This is a genomic window from Janthinobacterium sp. (assembly GCF_031995485.1).
In the GTDB taxonomy this organism is placed as follows: Bacteria; Pseudomonadota; Gammaproteobacteria; order Burkholderiales; family Burkholderiaceae_D; genus Janthinobacterium.
The window spans coordinates 13461-39634 of record NZ_DAMAGB010000014.1 but is presented as its reverse complement, the minus strand read 5'-3'; the positions used below and the strand labels follow the sequence as shown (position 1 = coordinate 39634).

Genomic DNA, 26174 nt, shown 5'->3' with positions numbered 1-26174 from the left:
TGCTTATCCTTGGAATTCTTCAGGGGTCAGGGTTTTCATCGACAGCGCGTGGATTTCTTCGCGCATGCGGTCGCCCAGCGCCGCGTAGACGATCTGGTGGCGGGCGATCAAACGCTTGCCGGCAAACTGCGGCGAGACGATGATGGCCTGGAAGTGCTGGCCGTCGCCCTCCACTTCGAGATGCGTGCATTCGAGGCCTGCCTGCAGGTAGCCGTGGATCAGTTCTGGTGTGGTGGTCACGATAAGTCCTTGGAGATTTGAATTGGGTAGTAAGTTTCTTGTCTTGCTTAATGACGCAGGCGGTAGCCGCTTTTCAGCAGGCGGATCGAGGCGAACGCCAGGATCACCAGGAAGCCGGACACGATGGACACGCTGATCCACGGGCTGACGTCGGAGGTGCCGAAGAAACCGTAGCGGAAGCCGTCGATCATGTAGAAGAACGGGTTCAGGTGCGATACCGTCTGCCAGATCGCGGGCAGCGAGTGGATCGAATAGAACACGCCCGACAGGAAGGTGGCCGGCACGATCAGGAAATTCTGGAACGCGGCCAGCTGGTCGAATTTCTCGGCCCAGATGCCGGCGATCAGGCCCATGGTGCCCAGCAGGGCGGCGCCCAGGAAGGCAAACACGATGATCCACAAGGGCGCCACGAACGACAGGTCGGCGAACCAGCAGGTGATGGCAAACACGCCAAAGCCCACGGCCAGGCCGCGCGCCACCGAAGCGAGTACATACGCCGAAAAGATTTCCCAGTGCGACAAGGGGGTCAGCAGCACGAAGACCAGGTTGCCGGTGATCTTCGACTGGATCAGCGAGGACGAGGAATTGGCGAATGCGTTCTGCAGCACGCTCATCATCACCAGGCCCGGAATCAGGAAGGCGGTGTAGCTGACGCCGGGACTGGGCTCGACGCGGCCATCGAGTACATGGCCGAACACCAGCAGGTACAGCATCGAGGTCAGCACGGGGGCAGCCACGGTTTGCGTCGCCACTTTCCAGAAGCGCAGTGTCTCTTTATAGACGAGGGTGCGAAAGCCTGACGACATCATACGGTACCTTTATCCATGATCTGCAAGAAGATATCTTCCAGGTCAGCTTGTTGCAATTGCATTTCATCGATCTCGGCGCCAGATTCACGCAGGCGGGCGAGGATTCTTTCCACTTCGCTGTATTCGTTCACGCGCAGGCTGAACTTGTTCGGCGCCTGCTGCTCTTCCGGGTGCAGCACCAGGTGCTGCAGGTCGGCCGGCAGGCTGCCGTGCTTCAGGTGCACTTGCAGTTGCGAGCCGGCGATGCGGCGGATCAGCGCCGACATGGTGTCGAGCGCCACCACCTTGCCGGTTTTCAGCATCGCCACGCGCTGGCACATGGCCTGCGCTTCTTCCAGGTAGTGGGTGGTCAGCACGACCGTGTGGCCGCCTTCGCGGTTCAGGCGCGAGATGAACTTCCACAGCGTCTGGCGCAGCTCCACGTCGACGCCGGCGGTCGGCTCGTCGAGCACGATCACGGGCGGCTTGTGCACCAGCGCCTGGGCTACCAGCACGCGGCGCTTCATGCCGCCCGACAGCGCGCGCATATTGGTGTCGGCCTTGCCGGTGAGATCCAGGTTTTCCATCACCTCGTCGATCCACTTGTCGTTGTTCGGCAGGCCGAAGTAGCCGGACTGCAGGCGCAAGGTTTCGCGCACCGTGAAAAACGGGTCGAACACCAGTTCCTGCGGCACCACGCCGACGCTGCGGCGGGCGTTGCGGAAATCCTTGACCACGTCGTGGCCCTGGATGGTGACGCTGCCCGCATCGGGGCGTATCAGGCCGGCGATAATGGAAATAAGGGTGGTCTTGCCGGCGCCATTGGGTCCCAGCAGGCCGAAAAATTCGCCCTCTTCGATCGCCAGCGAGACGCCGCCCAGCGCCTTGAGCGATTTATAGCTCTTTTCTACATTCGTGATTTGGATTGCGGTCATGTGCTTGTGTTCTGGTGTGATGCACCGTTTGCCGGTGGAAATCGAAGCCGACAGGCCGGAGCCGGGCGCCGTCTTCCGCGAAGGTGGCGCAACAGTCAATTATAGTTGGAAAATTCGTGGAACACTTGGAGATCAGTCCGGCGGCGCTGCTGCACGGCCGGCCTGACAACTACTGCTGATGCGGGGAGTGGGACAGGATCAATGATGCTGCAGGTCGGACGGGCTGCGTTCGGCATGCAGGCCGGCCGTGCCGCAGTCGCCGGCTTCCAGCGTGCTCGACACGAGCGCGCAGACGCCATACAGCTTGGTCAGGTTTTTCAGGTTGGTCGGCAGGTTCTTCAGCTCCAGCACGGCGCCGGCTTCCTGCGCCGCGCGCTGCCAGGTCAGCATCACCGAGACGGCGGCCGAATCGACCGCCTGCACATTGCGCAGGTCAAACCTGGTCTGGCCCGAGCGGATGGCGTCCAGGCCCTGCTCCAGCGCCGAAGTGGCGTTGTGCACGGTCAGTGACGTCAGGGACTGCAAGGTGTCAAGAGAGTCTGGCATGGCTGGGCTGGGCTGGGCTGCACTGGGGCTGGATCGAAGCTATATGATAGCCGATTATTTGGCTTTGGCAGCAGGACGGGCAGCCAGCGCCTTGTTTTTATCCGACAAGGTCTTGATCAGGCCGTCGATGCCGCCCTTGCTGATTTCGCTGTTGAAGCTGCTTTTGTAGGTTTCCACCAGCCAGGCGCCCATCACGTTGATGTCGTAGATCTTCCAGCCGGCAGGCGACTTGGCCACGCGGTAGTTCAGCAGGACCGGTTCGCCACGGGCCACGTTGACCTGCGAGCGCACTTCGACGTCGGTGTCGTCGGGGCTGGCGCGCAGCGGCTTGAAGTCCACGGTTTCATTCTTGATCTGCGACAGGGCACCCGAATACGTGTACACCAGCAGGGTGCGGAATTCGGCCGACAGGCGCTGCTGCTGGTCCGGCGTGGCGGTGCGCCAGTGACGGCCGGCGGCCAGCGAGGTCATGCGCTGGAAGTCCACGTACGGCAGGATCTTGGTTTCCACCAAGGCGTTGACGCGGTTGATATCGCCAGCCTGGATGCCCTTGTCGGCCTTGGCCGTGTCGATCACGTCCTGGCTGATGCGCTTGACCAGCGCATCCGGCGCTTCCGTGGCGGGAGCAGCCTGGGCGGCGGTGGCAAAAGCGATGGTGGCTATTGCCAGCAATTGTTTCATCAATTTCATGGTTCTACCTTTCTGGTAATGTTGCCAGCCGCAGCAGCACCTTGGGCGCTCGCTGCGGTGCTTGCGGTATGCTTAGTTTACTCTTGTGTCGTGATCTCGGCGGCAACAGTATTGCTACCAGATGTTACGGCATCAGCGGCCACCACCGGCTCGACCGGCGCTGCCTCGGCAGCCACTGGCGCCTGCTTCACGTCGTCTTCGTCGTCCAGTGCGCTGCTGTCGTTGTTCGGCGCTTTTTTCCCGGCACGGCTGGTATCGCCGTCAAAAACCTTGCTTTCGCGCGCCTGCAGGTAGCCGTCGCGGATGAATTCGTAACGGTCCAGCGCAGCCGCTTCCATCAGGTTGGTCGCGTCGAGGTAGGCGGCGCGCTTGTCGATCACGCGCGTGACAGTACCGATATTGCGCACATTGGTAGGATCCTTGTAGCGCCATGGGTCGCCCACGACGTCGGCCGGCAGGGCCACGGTGTCGCGCATGGTCGACGGTCCCAGCAGCGGCAGCACCACGTACGGGCCCGGCTTGACGCCATACCAGCCCAGCGTCTGGCCGAAGTCTTCATTGTGTTTCGGCACGCCCGCCTGCGAAGCGATGTCGATCAGGCCAAAGATGCCGAAGGTCGAGTTCATCGTCACGCGCACGACATCCTGCAGGCCCGCTTCACCCTTGCCTTGCGCCAGGTTGTTGGCGGCACTCCAGACATCGGACAAGTTGCCGAAGAAATTGCTCACGCCCGTCTGCACGAACGATGGCAGCACGTTCTTGTAGGCGGTGGCGACCGGTTTCAACGCCACTTCATCGACCTTGTCGTTGAATTTGAACATGGCGCGGTTGTAACCCTCCAACGGGTCGCGCGGATTGCCGCTGCTGGCGCAAGCACTCAGGGTGGCGGCCAGGGCCAGTACCAGGCCGATACGGCCCGCATTCATTACAGTATTCATGTTCGACTCGCTCATTTGCTGTCCTTTCCGTCCGCTGCCTTGCTGTAGATGAACTGATTGATCAGGTCTTCCAGCACTGTGGCCGATTGAGTACGGGCGATTTTATCGCCCTCCGCCAGGTTGACTTCATCACCGCCTGCTTCCAGGCCGATATATTGTTCACCCAGCAGACCGGCCGTCAGAATCTTGGCCGAGCTGTCTTTCGGAAATTTGTAACCTTCTTCGATATCCAGCTTCACCAGCGCCTGGTACGTCTTGTCGTCAAACACGATTTCCGACACGCGGCCGACCACTACGCCGGCACCCTTGACAGGCGCCTGGGGTTTCAAACCGCCGATATTGTCGAACTTCGCCGTAATAGTATACGTATCGGTGAAAGACAGTGAACTCATATTGCCAGCCTTGAACGCCAGAAACATCACTGCCGCCACGCCCAGCAAGACGAACAAGCCTACCCAGACATCCAGAGATTTACGTTGCATAAACAATCCTAAATAATTTTTACTGGCCGCCCCTGCGCAAACCCTGCGCCAGCGGCTGATTTTCTTACTTTTACGAAATTACTTGCTGAACATCACAGCTGTCATCATGAAGTCCAGCCACCACACCATCAGCGACGAGATCACCACCGTGCGCGTGGTGGCGCCCGAGACGTCTTCCGGTGTCGGCTGTGCCTGGTAACCCTGGAACAGGGCGATAAAGGTTACCGCAATGCCGAATACCATGCTTTTGATATAGGTACCGTTGACAATATCTTTCCAGAGGTCCACGCCAGCCTGCATTTGCGACCAGAACGAACCTTCATCGACGCCGATCAGCACCACCCCGACCAGATAGCTGCCGATGATGCCGACCGCCGTGAAAATGCCACCCAGCACCGGCATGGCGATCACGCCAGCCCACAGGCGGGGCGCCAGCACGCGCTGGATCGGATTGACGGCCATCATTTCCATCGCCGACAATTGCTCGCCCGCCTTCATCAGGCCGATTTCCGCCGTCAGCGAGGTACCGGCGCGGCCGGCAAACAGCAGGGCGGTGACGACCGGACCGAGTTCGCGCATCAGCGACAGCGCCACCAGTTGCCCCAGCGACTGCGTCGCGCCATAGGTGGTCAGGGTGTAATAGCCTTGCAGCCCCAGCACCATGCCGACAAACAGGCCGGACACGGTGGTGATCACCAGCGAGCGGCTGCCGACAAAAAACAGCTGCTCGACAACCAGGCGTGGCCGGCGAAACAGGCCGCCCGAGGCGGCGATAATGATAAAGAACGAGCGCACGGCAAAGCCGAGGTCTTCGATCGAACAACGCAACCATGCTCCGATAGCCGCCAGGAAACGCGCGATCATCGGCTGCCCTCCGCGTGCAGGCCCAGGTCATCGGCCAGCGTCTTGCCCGGATAATGGAACGGCACCGGGCCGTCCGCTTCCGCATTGACAAACTGTTTCACGTACGGATGGGTCGATACGGCCATCTCGGCTGGCGTTCCGTGCGCCACGATTTTGCCCGATGACAGAAAATAGACGTAATCAGCAATGGCGAAACACTCCTTCACATCGTGCGAGACCAGGATCGACGTGGAACCGAGTGCATCGTTCAGATTGCGGATCAGATTGGCGGTCACGCCCATGGAAATGGGGTCCAGGCCGGCAAACGGTTCGTCGTACATGATCAGTTCGGGATCGAGTGCGATCGCGCGCGCCAGCGCCACGCGCCGGCCCATGCCGCCCGAAATTTCGGCAGGCTTCAGTTGCGCCGCATTGCGCAGGCCGACCGCATGCAGCTTCATCAGCACCAGGGTGCGGATCAGCTCTTCATTGAGGTCGGTATGCTCGCGCAGCGGAAAGGCCACGTTCTCGAACGCCGTCAGGTCGGTAAACAGGGCGCCATGCTGGAACAGCATGCCCATCTTGCGGCGCATCAGGTACAGATTCTCCGTATCGAGCTCGTGCACGATCTGGCCGTCAACGCTGACCGAACCGGAACTGGGGCGCAACTGGCCGCCGATCAGGCGCAGTACGGTCGTCTTGCCACTGCCGGAACCACCCATGACGGCCACCACTTTTCCACGTGGGAAGTCCATACGCAGCCCCGACAAGATCGAACGCGCGCCATAGGCAAAGTGTACATCACGGATTTCAACAAGATTTGGCACGACGAAGCTCACTATTTTAATGGCGTATTGTAGTGCAGAAACGCCAATCTCTGCTGAGACACCCCCGGGGGTGCCCCTGAAAGGGGGAAGAATACAACACTAATGAATCGAAAGTCAGATATTGTAGTGTAAATCTGGTGTAAAGATTGGCGGCTGCCCGCAGTGTTCCATTGACAATTGACCGGGACAAAAAAACGACAAAGGCCACGCCGCAAATCGCGCCGTGGCCTGGCCTGCATAGCGAGCAAGCGCTCGCTATTTATACTGCTCGTTAACGCGGCAGCAAGGACGCGCCCATCAGGAACTCATCGACGGCGCGCGCGCACTGGCGCCCTTCGCGGATGGCCCAGACCACCAGCGACTGGCCGCGGCGCATGTCGCCGGCGGCAAACACTTTCGGCACCGACGTGTAGTAGGCGCGCTCGCCTTCCGTAGCTGCCTTGGCATTGCCGCGCGCATCGGTATCGACGCCGAACGCTTCGAGTACCTGCTGCATCGGCGAGACAAAGCCCATCGCCAGGAACACCAGGTCGGCCTTCATCTCGAATTCCGAGTTCGGCACTTCGCTCATCTTGCCGTCTTTCCATTCGACGCGGCAGGCGATCAGCTTTTCCACCTTGCCGCCCTTGCCTTCGAAACGCTTGGTCGCCACCGCCCAGTCGCGGTCGCAGCCTTCCTCGTGCGAGGACGAGGTGCGCAGCTTGGTCGGCCAGTATGGCCAGACCAGCGGCTTGTTTTCCTGTTCCGGCGGCATCGGCATCAGTTCGAACTGGGCCACCGAGGCGGCGCCATGGCGGTTCGAGGTGCCGACGCAGTCCGAACCCGTGTCGCCGCCGCCGATCACCACCACGTGCTTGCCGGTGGCCTTGATCTGGTCCTTGAGCTTGTCACCCGCGTTGACCTTGTTCTGCAGCGGCAGGAAATCCATGGCGAAATGCACGCCCTTCAGTTCGCGGCCCGGCACCGGCAGGTCGCGCGGCTGTTCCGCGCCGCCGGCCATGATGACGGCGTCGAATTCTTTTTCCAGGTCTTCCGGGAAAATCGTTTCCTTGGCCCAGTTATTCACATTGGCCGGGAAATCCTTGCCCACCAGCACGCTGGTACGGAACACCACGCCTTCGGCTTCCATCTGTTTCACGCGCAGGTCGATATGCGACTTTTCCATCTTGAAGTCGGGAATGCCGTAGCGCATCAGGCCGCCGATGCGGTCGCTCTTTTCAAACACGGTGACGGCATGGCCGGCACGCGCCAGCTGCTGCGCCGCCGCCAGGCCGGCCGGACCGGAACCGACGATGGCCACTTTCTTGCCGGTGCTGAACGAAGCCGGCTGCGGCGTGACCCAGCCGTGCTCCCAGCCCATGTCGATGATCTTGTGCTCGATCGACTTGATGCCGACCGGATCTTCATTGATGCCCAGGGTGCAGGCCGATTCGCACGGCGCCGGGCAGATGCGGCCCGTAAATTCCGGGAAATTATTGGTCGAATGCAAAATGTCGAGCGCTTCGCGGTAAGCGCCGCGGTACACCAGGTCATTCCAGTCGGGGATGATATTGTTGACGGGGCAACCCGTGTTGCAGAACGGGATGCCGCAGTCCATGCAGCGCGCGGCCTGCACGGTGGCCTGCGCGTCCGACAGGTGCAGCACGAATTCCTTGTAGTTCTTCAGGCGCGCGGCAGGCTCCAGATAATGTTCGTCCTGGCGCTTGAATTCCATGAAGCCGGTAATTTTACCCACGATAGTTCCTTTGTATTTTGGCTGGCTGGGAGCGGCCCGGCCGCTCCCGTGTCACATTGTTTCCGCTGGCTCAGGCGGCGACGGCTTGCACTTCCTGTGCGGCGTCGGCGGCCATTTCGATCAGCGCGCGCTTGTATTCGTTCGGGAAGACCTTGACGAATTTGCCGCGCGCCGCTGCCCAGTCGTCGAGCAGGACGCGGGCGCGGGTGCTGCCGGTGTGCTTGAAGTGACGCTCGATCAGGCGCTTGAGGATCACTTCATCGGCTTCCGGCGCGCCGTCGCGGTGCTGCGCATGCCAGGCGCCGCGGTCAACCTGCTGCTCGCTGGCCGACACCACCTTGTCGAGGCTGACCATGGAAGTGTTGCACTTGCTGGCAAAGTCGCCCGCCGGGTCATACACATACGCGATGCCGCCCGACATGCCGGCTGCAAAGTTGCGGCCCGTGGCGCCCAGCACCACTACCGTGCCGCCGGTCATGTATTCGCAGCCATGGTCGCCCAGGCCCTCGACCACCGTGGTAGCGCCCGAGTTGCGCACCGCAAAGCGTTCGCCCGCCACGCCGTTGAAGAACGCTTCGCCGGCGATCGCGCCGTACAGCACCGTGTTGCCGATGATAATGTTGTCCACTGCCCAGCCGCGGAACTCGGTATTCGGCCGCACGATGATGCGTCCGCCCGACAGGCCCTTGCCCACGTAATCGTTGCCTTCGCCGACCAGGTCGATCGTGATGCCGTGCGCCAGGAAGGCACAGGCCGACTGGCCCGCCGTACCCTGCAGCTGGATGTGGATGGTGTCATCCGGCAGGCCGGCGTGACCGTATTTCTTCGCCACTTCGCCGGACAGCATGGTGCCGACCGTGCGGTTGACATTGCGCACCGGCGAGATGAACGACACGCGTTCGCCCTTCTCCAGTGCCGCGCGCGCCTGGGCGATCAGCTTGTGGTCGAGCGCTTTTTCCAGGCCGTGGTCCTGGTTTTCCACATGGCGGCAGGCGTGGTCGTGCGACACGTCCGGCTTGTGGAAGATGGCCGAGAAGTCCAGGCCCTGCGCCTTCCAGTGCGTGATCGCCTTCGACTTGTCGAGCAGATCGACGCGGCCGATCAGTTCGTCGTAGGTGCGGATGCCCAACTGCGCCATCAGCTGGCGCGCTTCTTCCGCCACGAAGAAGAAGTAGTTGACCACGTACTCGGGTTTGCCCGAGAACTTGGCGCGCAGTACCGGATCTTGCGTGGCCACCCCCACCGGGCAGGTGTTCAGGTGGCATTTGCGCATCATGATGCAGCCTTCGACCACCAGCGGCGCGGTGGCAAAGCCGATTTCGTCGGCGCCCAGCAGGGCGGCGATCACCACATCGCGGCCGGTACGCATCTGGCCATCGGCCTGGACGCGAATCCGGCTGCGCAAGCCGTTCAGTACCAGCGTCTGCTGCGTTTCGGCCAGGCCCAGCTCCCATGGCGTGCCGGCATGTTTCACCGACGACAATGGCGAGGCGCCCGTGCCGCCGTCGTGGCCGGCGACCACCACGTGATCGGCCTTGGCCTTGGTCACGCCGGCAGCGACCGTGCCGATACCGACTTCCGACACCAGTTTCACCGAGATCGAGGCGCGCGGATTGGCGTTTTTCAGGTCATGGATCAGCTGCGCCAGGTCTTCGATCGAATAGATGTCGTGGTGCGGCGGCGGCGAAATCAGGCCCACGCCCGGCACCGAAAAGCGCAGGCTGGCGATATATTCCGACACCTTATGGCCAGGCAGCTGGCCGCCTTCGCCCGGCTTGGCGCCCTGCGCCATCTTGATCTGGATCTGGTCGGCCGAGTTCAGGTAGGCGGCCGTGACGCCGAAACGTCCCGACGCCACCTGCTTGATGCGCGAGCGCATCGAGTCGCCTTCCTGCAGCGGAATATCGACCACGATCTGCTTGGCGCCCACCACCGACGCCATGGTGTCGCCCTGGCGGATCGGAATGCCTTTCAGTTCCTGCGTGTAGCGGTTCGGATCTTCGCCGCCCTCCCCCGTGTTCGACTTGCCGCCGATGCGGTTCATCGCCACCGCCAGCGTGGCGTGCGCTTCGGTGCTGATCGAGCCGAGCGACATGGCGCCGGTAGCGAAGCGCTTGACGATTTCCTTGGCAGGTTCCACTTCTTCGAGCGGGATCGCCTTGGTCGGGTCGAGCTTGAACTCGAACAGGCCGCGCAGCGTCAGGTGGCGGCGGCTCTGGTCGTTGATGATCTGGGCGTACTCCTTATAGCTGGAGAAATTGTTGCTGCGCGTCGAGTGCTGCAGCTTGGCAATCGCATCCGGCGTCCACAGATGGTCTTCGCCGCGCACGCGGAATGCGTATTCGCCACCGGCATCGAGCTGCTCGGCCAGCACCGGATCGTTGCCGAAGGCCAGGCTGTGCAGGCGCAGTGCTTCTTCGGCCACTTCGAAGACGCCGATGCCTTCCACGTTCGAGGCCGTGCCCTTGAAGTATTTGTCGACCAGCGACTTGTTCAGGCCTATCGCTTCAAAGATCTGCGCGCCGCAGTAGGACATGTAGGTCGAAATACCCATCTTCGACATGACCTTCATCAAGCCCTTGCCCACTGCCTTGGTGTAGTTGTAGATCGCCTTCTCGCCCGACAGGTCGCCCGGCAGGCCGTGCGCCAGTTCGACCAGCGTTTCCATCGCCAGGTAAGGGTGGACGGCTTCCGCGCCGTAACCGGCCAGCAGCGCGAAGTGATGCGTTTCGCGCGCCGAGCCGGTTTCCACCACCAGGCCGGCCGAGGCGCGCAGGCCCTTGCTGACCAGGTGCTGGTGCACGGTCGAGGTGGCCAGCAGCGCCGGAATGGCGACCTGCTCGGCGCAGATGGCGCGGTCCGAGATGATCAGGATATTGTGGCCGGACTTGACGGCATCGACCGCTTCGGCGCACAGCGAGGCCAGGCAGGCTTCGACGCCTTCCTTGCCCCAGGCCAGCGGATAGCAGATATCGAGTTCGTACGACTTGAACTTGCCGCCCGTGTGCGCGCTGATATTGCGCAGGCGCGCCATGTCGTCGAAACCCAGCACCGGCTGCGATACTTCCAGGCGCATCGGCGGGTTGACGTTGTTGGTATCGAGCAAGTTCGGTTTCGGGCCGATAAACGACACCAGCGACATCACCATCGCTTCGCGGATCGGGTCGATCGGCGGATTCGTTACTTGCGCAAACAGCTGCTTGAAATAGTTGTACAGCGGTTTCAGCTTGTTCGACATGACGGCCAGCGGCGAGTCATTGCCCATCGAGCCAGTCGCTTCTTCGCCGGCGGCGGCCATCGGCGCGAGCAGGAATTTCAGGTCTTCCTGGGTGTAGCCGAACGCCTGCTGGCGGTCGAGCAAGGATGGCTGGGCTTTTTCGCCTTGTGCGCGGTCCTGCTTGAGCTGGCCTTCCTGCAGCTTGATTTCGTCGAGCTTGATGCGCACCGAGTTGATCCAGGCTTTATATGGCTTGGCGTTGGCGTAGGTGTTCTTCAGTTCCTGGTCGTCGATGATGCGGCCCGCTTCCAGGTCGATCAGGAACATCTTGCCAGGCTGCAAGCGCCATTTCTGGATGATCTTCGATTCCGGGATCGGCAGCACGCCCGATTCCGAGGCCATCACCACCAGGTCGTCGTCGGTAACGATGTAGCGGGCCGGGCGCAAGCCGTTGCGGTCCAGCGTGCCGCCGATATGGCGGCCGTCGGTAAACGCCATGGCGGCCGGGCCGTCCCACGGTTCCATCATCGCCGCATGGTATTCGTAGAAGGCGCGGCGGTTGTCGTCCATCGTCGTGTGGTTTTCCCACGCTTCCGGAATCATCATCATCATCGCCTGGGCGATCGGGTAGCCGGCCATCAGCAGCAGTTCGAGCGCATTGTCGAAGCAGGCGGTGTCGGACTGGCCTTCGTAGATCAGCGGGAACAGTTTCTGCAGGTCTTCACCGAGCACGGCCGACTTCATCACGCCTTCGCGCGCGCGCATCCAGTTGAAGTTGCCCTTGACGGTATTGATCTCGCCGTTGTGGGCGATCAGGCGGTAGGGGTGGGCCAGCGGCCATTCCGGGAAGGTATTGGTGGAGAAACGCTGGTGCACCAGCGCCAGCGCCGAGATGCAGCGCGCGTCCTGCAGGTCTTTATAGTAGACGCCGACCTGGTCGGCCAGCAGCAGGCCCTTGTAGACAATCGTGCGCGCCGACATCGACGGCACGAAGAATTCCTTGCCATGCAGCAGCTTCAACGCCTGGATCGCATGGCCCGACGATTTGCGGATCACGTACAGTTTGCGCTCGAGCGCGTCGGTCACCATGATGTCCGGGCCGCGGCCGATAAAGATCTGGCGGATTACCGGTTCCTTGGCGCGCACGGTGGGCGACATCGGCATGTCGGTATCGATCGGCACATTGCGCCAGCCCAGGATGACCTGGCCTTCGATGCGCACGGCGCGCTCGATTTCCTGTTCGCAGGCAATGCGCGACGCGTGTTCCTTCGGCAGGAACACCATGCCCACGCCGTATTCGCCAGGCGGCGGCAATTCCACGCCCTGCTTGGCCATTTCTTCGCGGTAGTACTGGTCCGGAATCTGGATCAGGATGCCGGCGCCATCGCCCATCAGCGCATCGGCGCCCACGGCGCCCCGGTGATCGAGGTTTTTCAGAATCAGCAAACCCTGTTCGACGATCGAATGGGTCTTGTTGCCCTTGATGTGGGCGACGAAACCGACGCCGCAGGCATCGTGTTCATTGGCTGGGTCGTACAGGCCTTGCGCTTTCATGGGCTTCTCCGCTGCAAATATCTATCGAAAAACTAGAGTAGTGCAATGCAACAGAAAACTCAACCAGAATAAAAGGGGTCGGAGTCGAATTAAATTTGATTTTTTTTGTCTCAAAATTTAATAGGGACATAGTCGTAACCTTACCAATGAAAATGCATCTTATTTACAAGGCGGTTTTTATTCGTTATTGGCGACAATTTTGCGTGGCCGGCCTCGTTTTGCCGGCAGTACCTGGCGCTTCATTTTCAGTTCCAGTGCCTGCTTGAAGGCATCCGAACCGAGTGGCCAGCCTTTCAGCACGGCCTGCTCGACAGCCTTGACCTGGCTGCTGCCCATGCCCTGCTCGACTACGCGCAAGTAAGCGGCCTCGCGGTCGAATGGCGTATTGCCCAGCGCCCAGTACAGCGCGTGGTCGGTAATCACGGCGTCAGGCTGCACGCCAGCATGGTGTGCATGGCTGGACCAGGGATAATCGAGCGGCCCTGCCGCCAGGCCGGCCCGCACGGGCACCATTTCGAGGTAATGACAGGCCAGCAGGAAGAAATGCTCGGCATCGATCACCGAAGTTTTGTAGCGTCCCTGCCACAATGCCCCTTCGCGACCGTACTTCTGGTTGAAATACGGCACGTAATAGCGGCCGAGCCACTGCATCAGCTGGCCCAGTCCCGTGGCATCGGCAGGCGTCGCCAATACATGCAGCTGGTCCGGCAACAGGACGTACGCGTGGATCGCTACCTTGAACTGTCTGGCGCCGCTTTTCAGCCAGCTCAGGAATTGCGCGTAATCGGCGCTATCCTGGAACACGGCCTGCTGGTTGCTGCTGCGCTGGATAACGTAATGAGGCAGATGGGGGATGATCAGGCGGGGCAGGCGGGCCATGGCAGGGTCGATAAAATGAAGGCAATGCCTTGATTTTACACAGATAGCCGGGCGCGGCACGACTCTGACCCCACTTTATTTTTGAAACGATGAAAAAGGGACGACTCCGTCCCTTTTTATTTTTGAGGCAGCAAATCAGGACAGATTGAAGCTGGCCGACAGGCTGTAACCCTCGCCGTAGGCGCTGCGCAGTGGCAGGTCCTGGCCCAGGCCCGTCTTGGCCTTCTTGCGCAAGCGGTACACCAGCATGTCGACACGACGGCCCGCATCGGGGTCGTCGCCGCCCATGCCGGCCACGATCACGTCGCGCGGCACGGGCCGCGTATTGATCGTCAGCAGGTGCAGGAAGTTGAATTCCTTTTCCGTCAGGGCGATCACCGAACCCATCAGCTCAAGCTGGCGCGCGCTCACCTTGAGCGTCCATTTGCCCGGCTCCGGCGCGGCCGACTCCTGCGGGCCGACGCGGCGGTCGAGCGCCTCGATATGGGCGGCCAGTTCCGGGAACTTGATCGGCTTGGTGAGATAGTGGTCGGCGCCCAGGCGCAGGCCCAGGATCCGGCTGTCGAAAGCCACGCGGCCCGTCAGCACCAGCACGCCGATCTGCGGATACAGCTGGCGCATGCGCGGGATCACATTGAAGCCGTCTTCATCGGGCAAGCCCAGGTCCAGCACCACCACATCGACATTGCCGTGGCTCAGCGCAGCCCACATATCGCCGGCCGAGCTGGTGATATGGACTTCATGCTCGAGCTCAACGAGAAACTCCGCCATGTCTTCTGCGTAGTCCAGATTGTCTTCGACGATCAGTATTTTCGTCATTGCTACGCCATTCTTCTGTTAATAAGCATTTCATGAGGCAAACTTGCCATGCACTTCTTGCACCATCATGGATCGCAGGGCAGGTCTACGTCAAGGAATTATCACGGTTGACTTCAGCGGAAGCAAGGCTTTTCCCCGCGGTACCCGATACCGGCAGCCAAATGCTGAACGCGGCGCCGCCATCGGCGCGGTTATTCACCTGCAGACTGCCGCCATGGACCTCGACCACCGCGCGCGCCATATACAGGCCCAGCCCCGCGCCAGCGTGGCCGCCGGCATGGATGCCGCGGTAGCCCTTGTCAAACAGCAGCGCCATTTCGTCCGGCGGCACGCCAGGGCCACGGTCCAGCACGACAAGTTCTACCCCGCCCTGCGCCGCCAGCCGGCCTTCGAGCAGGATCGGGCTGCCCGGCGGGCTGAATTTGACGGCATTGTCGAGCAGGATTTTCAGCGCCAGCGCCATGCCCGGCACATCGCAGCGCAAACGGGCCGGCAAGTCTTCATCAAGCTGCAGCTGGACCGGATGGCTGGCCGGCACGGTGGCGGCTGCCTGCTGCAGCAGTGCCAAAGGGGCGACGCCGTCGGCGACCCGCTCGCGGCCGATGGCCGCCATCCGTTCGGGTGACAGATAGTCGTCAATCATGCCCAACAAACGGTCAACCGCCGCCTGGATTTTCACGTAACGCTTGCGCGTGGCCTCGTCGGCGTCATTGCCGGTCGCCACCAGGCGCTGCACGGCGCCATCGATGGTGGCCAGCGGCGTGCGGAACTCGTGCGACAGCATCGAGGCAAAGCGTTTCTGCTCAAGACCGCGCTGCGCTTCTTCCTGCTGCGCCTGCGTCACGTCGCGCACGCTGCCGACCAGGGTCATGGCGCGTCCCGCCACATTCTCGGCGATGGTCGAGGTGATTTCCAGCGCCAGCAACTGGCCGTCGCAGTGCGCCAGCTCCACTTCGCGCGTCAGGCTCAGGCGGGTCGCGTCGCCGTCCTTCCAGCGCTGCAGCCGGGCCGGCACATCGGACGCCAGGCGCGCCGCATGCTCCTGCAAGGCCGGCAGCGCCAGGCCAGTCAGGCGCTGCGCGGCCGGGCTGATGTAGAACAGTTCCAGGGTAGTGCCGTCGAGCAGGAAGCCCGCGTCGCGGCTGTGGTCGGCCAGCAGCCGGAACTGCGCCTCGCCGGCGCGCGCGCGCAGCAGGGCGCGGCGCAATTGCGCGAAACGCAGCGCCATCAGGATGGCGCCGACCAGTAGCAACAGTAAGAGTGGCAGCATGCTTGTACCTGGCATTAATTAACATGCCCAGTATAAGCGCGCTTAATCTTCCAAAGGCGCAAAAATCTGCTGGAGATCCTCTTGCGTGAGCGCCATCTTCTGCGACTCGCCTTCGGCCAGGATCGATTGCGCCAGTTCCGATTTCTTCTGCTGCAGCAGCTGGATCTTTTCTTCCAGCGTGCCCTTGGCGATCAATTTGTAGACGAACACGGGCTTGTCCTGGCCGATACGCCAGGCGCGGTCGGTGGCCTGGTTCTCGGCGGCCGGGTTCCACCACGGATCGTAGTGGATCACGGTGTCGGCCGCCGTCAGATTCAGCCCGACGCCGCCCGCTTTCAGGCTGATCAGGAAGATCGGCACGGCGCCCTGCTGGAATGCCGCCACCTGGGCGCTGCGGTCTTTCGTCTCGCCCGTCAGCAAGGCATACGGAATATCGCGCGCCTCAAGCTCTTCCTCGATCAGCTCCAGCATGCTGGTAAATTGCGAGAACACCAGTATCTTGCGCCCTTCGTCGAGCAGGTCTTCCACCATCTGCATCAGGTCTGTCAGCTTGGCCGAGCCGGCCGCCTGCTTTTTCGCCGGCAGGGATTTCACCAGGCGCGGATCGCAGCAGACCTGGCGCAGTTTCAGCAGTGCCTCGAGGATCACGATCTGGCTGCGCGCCACGCCCTTCTTGTCGATTTCCTCGCGCACCTTCTGGTCCATCGCCAGGCGCACGGTTTCGTACAGGTCGCGCTGCGGCCCCGTCAGTTCCACCTTGCGCACCATTTCTGTCTTCGGCGGCAATTCCTTGGCCACGTTGTCTTTCGTGCGGCGCAGCAGGAACGGCTTGATGCGGCGATTGAGCAGCATGCGGCGCAGCGGATCGTCCTGGCGCTCGATCGGATGGCGGAACTGGGTGTTGAAGGTTTTCTCGTCGCCCAGCAAACCCGGCAGCAGGAAGTGGAATTGCGACCACAGCTCGCCCAGATGGTTTTCCAGCGGCGTGCCGGACAGGCACAGGCGGTGGCGCGCGCGCAGCAGGCCCGCGCTTTGCGCCGCCTTGCTGCGCGTGTTCTTGATGTAATGCGATTCGTCGAGGATCACCAGGTGGAAATCATGCTCGCGCAGAGTTTCTTCGTCGCGCGGCAGCAGCGCATAGGTGGTCAGCACCAGGTCGCAGGAATCGATCTGGTCGAACTGCTGGGCGCGGTCCTTGCCTTGCAACAGCAATACCTTCAGGCTCGGGGCAAATTTCGCCGCTTCGTCCTGCCAGTTGCCCATCAGGCTGGTCGGCGCGATCACCAGCGCCGGATGCGTCAGCCGTCCCGCTTCTTTTTCGATCAGGATATGCGCCAGCGTCTGCACGGTTTTACCTAAACCCATGTCATCGGCCAGGATGCCGGCCAGGTCATGGTCGCGCAGGAACTGCATCCATGCCAGGCCATCGGCCTGGTAGTCGCGCAAGGTGGCCTGCAGGCCGGCGGGCGCCGCCACTTTCTGCACCGAGCCGAACTGGCTCAGCTTGCGGCCCATGGCCCGCAGCTGCTCGCCGCCGGTCCAGCGCAGTTCCAGCCCGCGCGCCAGCTCTTCGAGGCGCGCCGCATCGAGCGTCGACATGCGCACGGCGCGCTTGATCTTGTCGTTGAAGTACAGCTCGCCCAGGGTATTCAAAATCGGTCGCACGCGGCCCCACGGCAGCGCCACGCGCGTGCCGTCAGGCAAGGTCGCCAGCATCTGGTCTTCGTCGGCATGCGCGTCGATGATCTTCGGATTGAAGTCGTTCGGCGCGTTGCGGATCAGTTGCACCAGCACCGGCAGCAGCGGCACGCGCTCGTGGTTGACGACGATGCCCAGTTCCAGCTCGAACCAGGCGTTGCCGCTGTCCGGGTCCTGGTCATCGATATCGGCATACCAGTCGTCGACATCGACCACGTCGTAGCGGTACTTGCTGGTCTTTTCGACGATCCAGCCCAGGTCCAGCAGGGTGTCGATGCCGGACTCGGCAAAGCGCAGCCATTCGGCCTGGCTCGGCAGCAGCAAGGCGCCCTTCAGGCCGCTCAGCGGCGCCGAACCGGGCTTCTTGAATTGCAGCTCGGCCAGGGTCGCCAGCGCGCGTGCCTCGTCGATAGTGTTGCGCTGGATAATTTCGGTCACCTCGCCCACCTGGCGCACCACGCGCTGGGCCGGGTCGAACGACACGCGCTCGCCATCGTAGTCGTACGACAGCACCACAAAATCATGCCAGCGCTGCACGCTGCCGTCGGCCAGCATGGCGCTATCCATCAGCAATACCGGCGTGGCCGCCACATCCTTGCGCAGGCGCTGCGGCAGCGGTTGCGGCAGCGGCATCAGGTGCTGCAGGCCTTGCGCCAGCAGCAGTTGCGACACGCGCACCTTGTCATTGGCGTTCAACGGCGGCGCCTGCGCCACCAGCGCCTGCAGGTCGGCCAGCGAAATATCGGAGCCGCCCTGGTTCAGTTCCAGCACGCCGCACGACAGGTTGTCGATATACCACGGCGGATCGGTCGGCAGCATGTAGTCGATCTGGTCGGCGCCATGGTGGCTGACGCCTTCCGGCGGATCGACCTGCCAGCCCAGGCGCATGGTCTTGCCTTCGTCGCGCCAGAACAGCCGCGCCGCGCGCGCCGGACCTTCCTTCAATGGATACACCAGGCCGTTGCCCACATCGGCCCAGGAATTGGCCCACAACAGCTTGTCCTGCTCGGCCAGCATGGCCAGCAGGGCCGCGCCGACTTTCCCTTTCGGTTCGGTGGCGCTGCCCGTCTGCGAATTTTGTCCCGTGCGCATGGCCACAAAAAAGCGCACCAGGTCTTCGTCCGCCGGCGTCAAAAACGTGGGCGGCGCCGACAGCAGCGAAAAGATCTCGCTGATGGGGCTGGCCGCCGCCACATCGCCATTCGGCCGCAGCCGCGCCTTGTACAGGCACAGCGCCACATGGCGCCCGCCGCTGGTGGGCGCCAGCACATAGATCAGGCGATGCGCGGTGAGCTTGGGATCGGGTTCGGCCAGCGGCAGCACCGGTTTCGGATGGGCGGCCGCCTCCACGCGCTGCAGCCAGGTGGCCACCGCGTAGGGCAAGGGCCCGCCAGGCGCGCTGGCCGGTGCGGCAGGGGTGTCACTGATGTCGTCGCGGGTAAAATCCATGGTACGCATGATGGTTGGAGTGTGTATCAAAATCGGCAACAGGCAATATTATCCTTCATACGCGGCCGAATAGCTTATTCAATATCAGTTCCACAGCGCACACTGTCCAAAGACTGACACAATCGCGCCGATTGCGTATCATTCCAGCCTTGATCGCTTTGGAAACAACCATGCTGCCCACCATCGAACAACGTCTTGCCCTTGAACTTGCCGCCAAACCGGTGCAGGTTGCCGCCGCCATCGAACTGCTCGATGAAGGCGCCACCGTGCCGTTTATTGCCCGCTACCGCAAGGAAGCGACCGGCGGCCTCGACGATATCCAGCTGCGCCTGCTCGAAGAGCGCCTGCGCTATCTGCGCGAGCTGGAGGACCGGCGCGCCGCCATCGTGGCCTCGATTACCGAACAAAATAAAATGACGCCGGCCCTGCTGGACGCCGTCATGCACGCGGAAGACAAGACCCGCCTGGAAGACTTGTATCTGCCATATAAACAGAAGCGACGCACCAAGGCGCAGATCGCCATTGAGGCGGGCCTGATGCCGCTGGCCGACGGCTTGCTGGACAATCCGGAACTGACGCCGGAAATGGAAGCGGGCAAGTTCCTGCGCGACGCGTTTACTAGTGCCGACGGCAACAATCCGGGCGTACTTGATACCAAGGCGGCGCTCGACGGCGCGCGCCAGATCCTGATGGAGCGTTTTGCCGAAGACGCAACGTTGCTGCAAACCCTGCGCGAATACGTGCAGGAGCACGGCGTGGTCGAATCGAAAGTGGTCGAAGGCAAGCAGGACGAAGGCGAAAAATTCGCCGATTATTTCGATTACTCGGAAACCATCGCCACCGTACCATCGCACCGCGCGCTGGCCCTGCTGCGCGGGCGCCGCGAAGGCATCCTCGACGTCACGCTGCGCCTGGACACGGAAGCGGAAAAACCGAAATGGGATGCGCCGCACAACCCGTGCGAAGGCCGTATCGCCGCCCGCTTCGGCATCAAGAACCAGGGCCGTCCGGCCGACAAGTGGTTGTCCGACACGGCACGCTGGACCTGGCGCGTAAAAAGCTTCATGCACCTGGAAACCGAACTGATGGGCGCACTGCGCGAACGCTCGGAGCAGGATGCGATCAATGTGTTCGCCACCAACCTGAAAGCGCTGCTGCTGGCCGCGCCGGCCGGCCAGCGCGCCACCATGGGCCTCGATCCCGGCCTGCGCACGGGCGTGAAAGTGGCCGTGGTCGACGCCACCGGCAAGGTGGTCGACACGGCCGTGATCTACCCGCACCAGCCGAAAAACGACTGGGATGGTTCCTTGCATACGCTGGGCCGCCTGGCCGCCAAGCACAATGTATCGTTGATTTCCATTGGCAACGGCACCGCCTCGCGCGAAACCGACAAGCTGGCGCAGGACCTGATCAAACAGCATCCGGAAGCGAAGATGACGAAGATCGTCGTCTCGGAAGCGGGCGCCTCTGTCTATTCGGCGTCCGAATTCGCCTCGAAAGAGCTGCCCGACATGGATGTGTCGCTGCGCGGCGCCGTGTCGATCGCGCGCCGCCTGCAGGACCCGCTGGCCGAACTGGTCAAAATCGATCCGAAATCGATCGGCGTGGGCCAGTACCAGCATGACGTAAGCCAGAGCCAGCTGGCCCGCTCGCTCGACGCGGTGGTGGAAGACTGCGTGAATGCGGTCGGTGTCGACGTCAATACGGCTTCCGCTCCCCTGCTGGCGCGCGTATCGGGCCTGTCGGCCAGCGTGGCGCAGAGCATCGTCAGCTACCGCGACATGAAGGGGGCATTTACCTCGCGCGCGGCGCTCAAGGGCGTGCCGCGCCTGGGCGACAAGACGTTCGAGCAGGCTGCGGGCTTCTTGCGCGTGATGGGCGGCGATAATCCATTGGATGCCTCGGCGGTGCACCCGGAATCGTATCCGCTGGTGGAAAAAATCCTGGCAGACATCAAGAAGGATATCAAGGCCGTCATCGGCGAAACCTCGCTGCTGAAAACCCTGAACCCGGCCAAGTACGCCGACGAGACGTTTGGCGTGCCGACCATTTCCGATATTCTGAAAGAGCTGGAAAAGCCGGGCCGCGATCCGCGTCCGGAATTTACCACCGCCACTTTCAAGGAGGGCGTGGAAGAAATCCGCGACCTGCGCCCGGACATGATCCTGGAAGGCGTGGTCACCAACGTGGCCGCGTTTGGCGCGTTTGTCGATATTGGCGTGCACCAGGATGGCCTGGTGCATATCTCGGCACTGTCGAACACCTTCGTGAAAGATCCGCACACGGTGGTCAAAGCAGGGCAAGTCGTGCGCGTGAAGGTGCTGGAAGTCGATGAAAAGCGCAAGCGCATCGCGCTGACCATGCGCTTGACGGACAGCGCGCCGCAGGCCGGCAGCAAGCCGGAGCAACGCGGCGACCGCAACGACCGCCGCAGCATGGCCCAGCACCAGTCGCAAGCGCGCAATGCGCCGGAACCGGCCGGCAGCATGGCGGCCGCGTTTGCCAAGCTGCGCGGGTAAGCATCGTGTCCGACATTCTTATTGCGGCAGCCAGCGCCAGCAGTCCCGAGGCGCTGCTGCTGCAGGACGAATTGTCCGCCGTGCTGCAACAGCTGAGCGGCGACAGCGGCCGCGCCTCGTTCGATGCCGAGGCGCCCGATGAGCGCGGCGGCTTCTATCTGGCCAGGAACAGTGCCGGCCAGCTGCTCGGCTGCGCCGCCCTGCGCCCGCTCGGCGAAGCGGACAGTACAACAGGCGAACTCAAGCGCATGTTTGCCCGCCCCGGCAACACGGGCGTGGGCGCGGCCTTGCTGGCTCACGCCGAAGTCCAGGCGCGGCAGCTGGGCTACCGTGCCGTTTATCTGTCCACGCGCGTGATCAACACGCGCGCCGTGGCGTTTTACCGCAAGCATGGCTATGCGCCGGTGGAACCCTGGGGCAAATACGTGGGCGCGGCCCAGTCCGTTTGCCTGGGCAAGCTGCTGTAACGTGGCTGGCTTCCTCTATTAATGACTTGAGCGCATACCCGTGGCGTCGTTTTCTTATAAAATGACGCCATCTATTTATTTACCCATCAGAGGCAACCATGAGCGACGTACAAACCTGGATCAAAGAAACCGTGACGAGCACGCCGGTCGTGCTGTTCATGAAGGGCACCGCCCAATTTCCACAATGCGGCTTTTCCGGCCGCGCCATCCAGATCCTGAAAGCCTGCGGCGTGGAAAACATCGCCACCGTCAACGTGCTGGACGATCCGGAAGTTCGCCAGGGCATCAAGGACTACTCGAACTGGCCGACCATTCCACAACTGTATGTCAAGGGCGAGTTTATCGGCGGCTCCGACATCATGAATGAAATGTTTGAATCGGGCGAGCTGAAATCCCTGCTCGATGCCTGATGTAACGCAGCGGCCGCGCCGTATCGTGATTGCCATCACGGGCGCCACCGGCGCCGTGTATGGCTTGCGGCTGCTGCAACTGCTCGGCGCCCTCCCCGGCGTCGAGACGCACCTGGTCTTGTCGGACGCGGCTGTACTGACCCTGCACCAGGAAACCGGCATGGGCCGCAAGGATGTCGAAGCGCAGGCGCACGTGGTGCACAAGCTGCGCGATATCGGCGCGGCGATTGCCAGCGGTTCGTTCCAGTCGGAGGGGATGGTGATTGCGCCGTGCTCGATGAAGACGCTGGCGGCGGTGGCGCATGGCCTGTCGGATAACCTGATCACGCGCGCGGCCGATGTGGCGCTCAAGGAGCGCCGGCGCCTGATTCTGATGGTGCGCGAAACGCCGTTCAACCTGGCGCACCTGCGCAACATGACGGCCGTCACTGAAATGGGCGGCATTATCTTCCCGCCCCTGCCGAGCTTTTACAACTTGCCCAACAGCATCGCCGAGATGGTCGACCATACGGTGGCGCGCGTCATCGACCTGCTCGGTATCGAGCACAGCCTGGCGCCACGCTGGCATGGCCTGAAAGCCGGCGACGGCATGCCTGCCGCCTGAGTTTTTATCTTTTCTCGAATTGCTGGGCGCTGGCGCGCTTCAAATCCCTGGCTTCTTCAACCATCCTGCGGTGGGCGATCCGTTTGCGCATTACTTCCGCATGTTGCGCGGCGGTCATGGGTGGCACGGTCATCAAGTCCTTCAGCTGCGCGGTATTGCTGTAGTTACTTTTCATAAGACGGCTCAAATGCTCGGCTCCGTGGTGGATGACAAACTGGCTGGTTCTGCAGTGATTATGCGCCGGTATTGCCTGCTGCGCTGTCTGTTACGGGATTATTGTCGAATAATCCAGTTGCAGTGCAACATAAGAGGCCTTATTGTGCCGCACATTCATGTCTCCACCATGACGGCGCGCAAAAAAGCAACGGCGCCACAGCGCCGATCCGACATTGCCTGGCCAGGCCAGGACTACGCGAAAATACTTACTTTTGGTAGTTCACGCGCACCAGCATGCGAATAAATTCGCGTGCGATCTGGCGATGATGCTCATCTAATCTTTGCAGATCAGCAATTAATTTCACATCGGCCGACTCAAAACGCGACAGCGCGCTGCCCGCTTCGCCATTTGGTACGGCGCTTTCCGGGCCGCCAAAGCGCAGCCATTCCGCAGGCACGCCCAGCCATTGGGCAATCATGCGCAGTTTCTCTTGGGTCGGAATGGCTTCTCCTACCAACCATTTCCTTGCGGCATGCACGGTAATCGGACGTCCATCGAAACGGATATTGAATTCCCGGGCCAATCGGGTCGGGCTGTCGGGGGAGTAGTGGGCGTTTTTCAGAGCCAGTTGAAGTCGCTGGCTGAAGCTTTCGCGTTCGTTAGAAGAATTCATAGGTGTACTATTTCATGTTGTAACATGAAAGTCAGTTTCTTGAATGACCATACGGATTGTTACATTTTAAAAACAAATAAATTAACAATTAACACTCTGCCAGGCTTTCTCGTGAAAAACCGGGCCGAATTTTCTCTTGTTATCACGCATGGCTTCGGGTCAAATTCGCGGCTGACTTTGAATTTCGCATTGCAACACAAATTCAAAGTCTCGTTTTAGCACTACAACGTACGGTATTGGATCATGCGCTCCGATATGGATTCCTGCAAGCGCACGCCATACACTTTCTCAAAGAGAACTTATCTAAAAAACTATTTTATTTTTTTATGGAAACCTTTTCAGCATGAAGCGTCGTGGAGCGGCCATCTACTTGTCTGAATGACAAATTTACTCGCATCATAACGAAAGGAGCTTATGTTGGCACAAAGAAAGTTCTTTTTGGTGTCATCTGCGCCACCAACTATCGATCTGCATGCACTTTTGACGCTGGAATCCATTTATTTTCAATAAATTTTGTGTATATATCAATTATCTCTATGAGCGGAGGCCGAAGATTGTCCGTGATGACAGCAGGCAGGCGCGCTACAATGGCATTGACGCGAACGTAAACGTCAATCGTCCGCCCCGAACCATCGATGCCTTCCAGCTCCAAGCCCATGTCCTCAGCCACGCCTGTACCCAGCACCACCTACACCATTACCGAACTGGCGCGCGAGTTCGACATCACGGCGCGCGCCATCCGCTTCTATGAAGACCAGGGTCTGCTCAGTCCGAAGCGCGAAGGCGCGGGCGGACGCAGCCGTGTCTATACGCCGCGCGACCGCACCCGCCTCAAGCTGACCCTGCGCGGCAAGCGCCTGGGCCTGGCCTTGTCCGAAATCAAAAGCCTGGTCGACATGTACGAGTCGCCGAAAGACACGCGCGCACAGATGGACCGGTTTCTGGGCGTGCTGGCGCAGCACCGGCAGACGCTGGAACAGCAGCGCATCGATATCGAAATGGCGCTGGCCGAGATCACCACCCACGAAGCGGCCTGCGCACGCATGCTGGCCGAACTGGACGACGGCGCGCTGGCGGCAACATAAGTACCACGCTTGATGCAGGCCGCATGGACCTGCTTTATACTTTGCTTTACGTTTACGTAAACGTCACAACTGAGTATCATTGTTGTTGACACGATTGCTTTTGAAGCGGCAGACAGCCGACACCACATAACGACGACGAGGACGACATGCTCCATCTCCCAGGCTTGACCTTTGACCACGGCGAAGACATCGCCTCCCTGCGCGAAGCGATTCAACAATTTGCTGCCGCCGAAATCGCGCCGCGCGCCGCCGAAATCGACCGCAGCGACCAGTTCCCGATGGACCTGTGGCGCAAGATGGGCGACATGGGCCTGCTCGGCATTACCGTCAGCGAAGAATACGGCGGCGCCGGCATGGGCTACCTGGCCCATATCATCGCCATGGAAGAGATCTCGCGCGCCTCGGCCTCGGTCGGCCTGTCGTACGGCGCCCATTCGAATCTGTGCGTGAACCAGATCAAGCGCAACGGCACCGACGAACAGAAAGCCAAATACCTGCCGAAGCTGATTACCGGCGAACATATCGGCGCACTGGCCATGTCGGAGCCGAATGCCGGTTCGGACGTGGTCAGCATGCAGCTGCGCGCCGACTTCAAGGGCGACCGCTGGGTGCTGAACGGCACCAAGATGTGGATTACCAACGGCCCCGACGCGGACGTGCTGGTGGTGTACGCCAAGAACGACCTGGCGGCCGGCGCGCGCGGCATGACGGCGTTCCTGATCGAAAAAGATTTCAAGGGTTTCTCGATCGCGCAAAAGCTCGACAAGCTGGGCATGCGCGGCTCGCACACGGGCGAACTGGTGTTCCAGGATTGCGAAGTGCCGGCTGAAAATGTGCTGGGCGGCCTGGGCAAGGGCGTCAACGTGCTGATGTCGGGACTGGATTTTGAACGCACCGTGCTGTCCGGCGGCCCGCTGGGCATCATGCAGGCCTGCATGGACCTGGTGGTGCCGTATGTGCACGACCGCAAGCAGTTCGGCCAGGCCATCGGCGAATTCCAGCTGATGCAGGGCAAGCTGGCCGACATGTATTCGACCATGATGGCCTGCAAGGCCTATGTGTATGCGGTGGGCCAGGCGTGCGACCGTGCATCGACGCCGGAAGCCGTGCGCCAGCTGCGCAAGGATGCGGCCGGCGCGATTCTGTACAGCGCCGAAAAGGCCACCTGGATGGCGGGCGAAGCGATCCAGGCGCTGGGCGGCAACGGCTATATTAACGAGTATCCGGCCGGCCGCCTGTGGCGCGACGCCAAGCTGTATGAAATCGGCGCCGGCACCAGCGAAATTCGCCGCATGCTGATCGGCCGCGAACTGTTCGCCGAAACCAAATAACCATCACTGATACGGAGA

General features: G+C 61.5%; 23 protein-coding genes. 6 read left to right on the top strand and 17 right to left on the bottom strand.

The window, feature by feature from the left end; all coding sequences use genetic code 11:
• Positions 1 to 3: 3 nt before the first annotated feature.
• The 15 genes from RTQ46_RS10860 to RTQ46_RS10790 all read right to left on the bottom strand — a co-directional run bounded on the left by RTQ46_RS10860 (position 4) and on the right by RTQ46_RS10790 (position 18910).
• Complete coding sequence (locus tag RTQ46_RS10860; protein ID WP_312436502.1) at positions 4 to 240, bottom strand: BolA family protein; 237 nt, start codon at positions 238 to 240, stop codon at positions 4 to 6.
• 47 nt (positions 241 to 287) lie between these two features.
• Positions 288 to 1049: an ABC transporter permease gene (locus RTQ46_RS10855; protein ID WP_312436501.1), complete on the bottom strand. Its 762-nt coding sequence runs from the start codon at positions 1047 to 1049 to the stop codon at positions 288 to 290.
• Positions 1046 to 1963 carry an ABC transporter ATP-binding protein gene (locus tag RTQ46_RS10850; RefSeq protein WP_312436500.1) on the bottom strand — a complete coding sequence of 306 codons (918 nt, stop codon included), beginning with the start codon at positions 1961 to 1963 and terminating at the stop codon, positions 1046 to 1048. Before RTQ46_RS10850 ends, RTQ46_RS10855 begins: the two co-directional genes overlap by 4 nt.
• Positions 1964 to 2161: 198 nt before the next feature.
• On the bottom strand, positions 2162 to 2509 hold the full coding sequence (locus RTQ46_RS10845; protein ID WP_312436499.1) for an STAS domain-containing protein: 348 nt from the start codon (positions 2507 to 2509) through the stop codon (positions 2162 to 2164).
• Between the two features lie 54 nt (positions 2510 to 2563).
• The gene (locus tag RTQ46_RS10840; protein ID WP_312436498.1) at positions 2564 to 3199 is read right to left on the bottom strand and encodes an ABC transporter substrate-binding protein; all 636 of its coding nucleotides are present in this window, start codon (positions 3197 to 3199) and stop codon (positions 2564 to 2566) included.
• Between the two features lie 77 nt (positions 3200 to 3276).
• Positions 3277 to 4152, bottom strand: coding sequence for a VacJ family lipoprotein (locus RTQ46_RS10835; RefSeq protein ID WP_312436497.1), 876 nt, complete (start codon positions 4150 to 4152; stop codon positions 3277 to 3279).
• Entirely contained in the window at positions 4149 to 4619 is a 471-nt protein-coding gene (mlaD, locus tag RTQ46_RS10830; protein WP_312436496.1) for an outer membrane lipid asymmetry maintenance protein MlaD, read from the bottom strand. Before mlaD ends, RTQ46_RS10835 begins: the two co-directional genes overlap by 4 nt.
• Before the next feature lie 78 nt (positions 4620 to 4697).
• Positions 4698 to 5483 carry a lipid asymmetry maintenance ABC transporter permease subunit MlaE gene (gene mlaE / locus RTQ46_RS10825; protein WP_312436495.1) on the bottom strand — a complete coding sequence of 262 codons (786 nt, stop codon included), beginning with the start codon at positions 5481 to 5483 and terminating at the stop codon, positions 4698 to 4700.
• Positions 5480 to 6289 (bottom strand): ABC transporter ATP-binding protein, encoded by an 810-nt coding sequence (locus RTQ46_RS10820; protein WP_312436494.1) that lies wholly within the window; start codon positions 6287 to 6289, stop codon positions 5480 to 5482. The genes mlaE and RTQ46_RS10820 overlap by 4 nt, the downstream gene beginning before the upstream one ends.
• A 271-nt stretch (positions 6290 to 6560) precedes the next feature.
• Positions 6561 to 8024 (bottom strand): glutamate synthase subunit beta, encoded by a 1464-nt coding sequence (locus tag RTQ46_RS10815; protein WP_312436493.1) that lies wholly within the window; start codon positions 8022 to 8024, stop codon positions 6561 to 6563.
• A gap of 70 nt (positions 8025 to 8094) precedes the next feature.
• A complete protein-coding gene (locus RTQ46_RS10810) occupies positions 8095 to 12795 on the bottom strand; it encodes a glutamate synthase-related protein (RefSeq protein ID WP_312436492.1) in 4701 nt (1566 codons plus the stop codon).
• Between the two features lie 177 nt (positions 12796 to 12972).
• On the bottom strand, positions 12973 to 13674 hold the full coding sequence (locus tag RTQ46_RS10805; RefSeq protein WP_312436491.1) for a transposase: 702 nt from the start codon (positions 13672 to 13674) through the stop codon (positions 12973 to 12975).
• A gap of 135 nt (positions 13675 to 13809) precedes the next feature.
• Positions 13810 to 14493 carry a response regulator transcription factor gene (locus RTQ46_RS10800; protein ID WP_308923075.1) on the bottom strand — a complete coding sequence of 228 codons (684 nt, stop codon included), beginning with the start codon at positions 14491 to 14493 and terminating at the stop codon, positions 13810 to 13812.
• 85 nt (positions 14494 to 14578) lie between these two features.
• Positions 14579 to 15763 (bottom strand): PAS domain-containing sensor histidine kinase, encoded by a 1185-nt coding sequence (locus RTQ46_RS10795; protein ID WP_312436490.1) that lies wholly within the window; start codon positions 15761 to 15763, stop codon positions 14579 to 14581.
• Between the two features lie 42 nt (positions 15764 to 15805).
• Positions 15806 to 18910 carry a DEAD/DEAH box helicase gene (locus tag RTQ46_RS10790; RefSeq protein ID WP_312436489.1) on the bottom strand — a complete coding sequence of 1035 codons (3105 nt, stop codon included), beginning with the start codon at positions 18908 to 18910 and terminating at the stop codon, positions 15806 to 15808.
• A gap of 170 nt (positions 18911 to 19080) precedes the next feature.
• Between RTQ46_RS10790 and RTQ46_RS10785 the strand changes: the two genes are divergently transcribed.
• The 4 genes from RTQ46_RS10785 to RTQ46_RS10770 all read left to right on the top strand — a co-directional run bounded on the left by RTQ46_RS10785 (position 19081) and on the right by RTQ46_RS10770 (position 22910).
• Positions 19081 to 21429, top strand: a complete 2349-nt coding sequence (locus tag RTQ46_RS10785) for a Tex family protein (protein ID WP_312436488.1) — start codon at positions 19081 to 19083, stop codon at positions 21427 to 21429.
• 5 nt (positions 21430 to 21434) lie between these two features.
• The gene (locus RTQ46_RS10780; RefSeq protein WP_312436487.1) at positions 21435 to 21896 is read left to right on the top strand and encodes a GNAT family N-acetyltransferase; all 462 of its coding nucleotides are present in this window, start codon (positions 21435 to 21437) and stop codon (positions 21894 to 21896) included.
• Positions 21897 to 21994: 98 nt separating this feature from the next.
• Positions 21995 to 22306, top strand: coding sequence for a Grx4 family monothiol glutaredoxin (gene grxD / locus RTQ46_RS10775; RefSeq protein WP_010402157.1), 312 nt, complete (start codon positions 21995 to 21997; stop codon positions 22304 to 22306).
• Complete coding sequence (locus RTQ46_RS10770) at positions 22299 to 22910, top strand: UbiX family flavin prenyltransferase (RefSeq protein WP_312436486.1); 612 nt, start codon at positions 22299 to 22301, stop codon at positions 22908 to 22910. The genes grxD and RTQ46_RS10770 overlap by 8 nt, the downstream gene beginning before the upstream one ends.
• Positions 22911 to 22914: 4 nt before the next feature.
• Here the strand turns inward: RTQ46_RS10770 and RTQ46_RS10765 are convergent, their stop codons facing one another.
• Positions 22915 to 23085, bottom strand: coding sequence for a hypothetical protein (locus tag RTQ46_RS10765; protein WP_312436485.1), 171 nt, complete (start codon positions 23083 to 23085; stop codon positions 22915 to 22917).
• 247 nt (positions 23086 to 23332) lie between these two features.
• Complete coding sequence (locus tag RTQ46_RS10760) at positions 23333 to 23740, bottom strand: hypothetical protein (protein WP_308923082.1); 408 nt, start codon at positions 23738 to 23740, stop codon at positions 23333 to 23335.
• Positions 23741 to 24396: 656 nt separating this feature from the next.
• Between RTQ46_RS10760 and RTQ46_RS10755 the strand changes: the two genes are divergently transcribed.
• Positions 24397 to 24825 carry a MerR family DNA-binding transcriptional regulator gene (locus tag RTQ46_RS10755; RefSeq protein WP_312436483.1) on the top strand — a complete coding sequence of 143 codons (429 nt, stop codon included), beginning with the start codon at positions 24397 to 24399 and terminating at the stop codon, positions 24823 to 24825.
• A 146-nt stretch (positions 24826 to 24971) separates the two neighbouring features.
• Positions 24972 to 26156 (top strand): isovaleryl-CoA dehydrogenase, encoded by a 1185-nt coding sequence (locus RTQ46_RS10750; RefSeq protein ID WP_312436481.1) that lies wholly within the window; start codon positions 24972 to 24974, stop codon positions 26154 to 26156.
• Positions 26157 to 26174 lie beyond the last annotated feature (18 nt).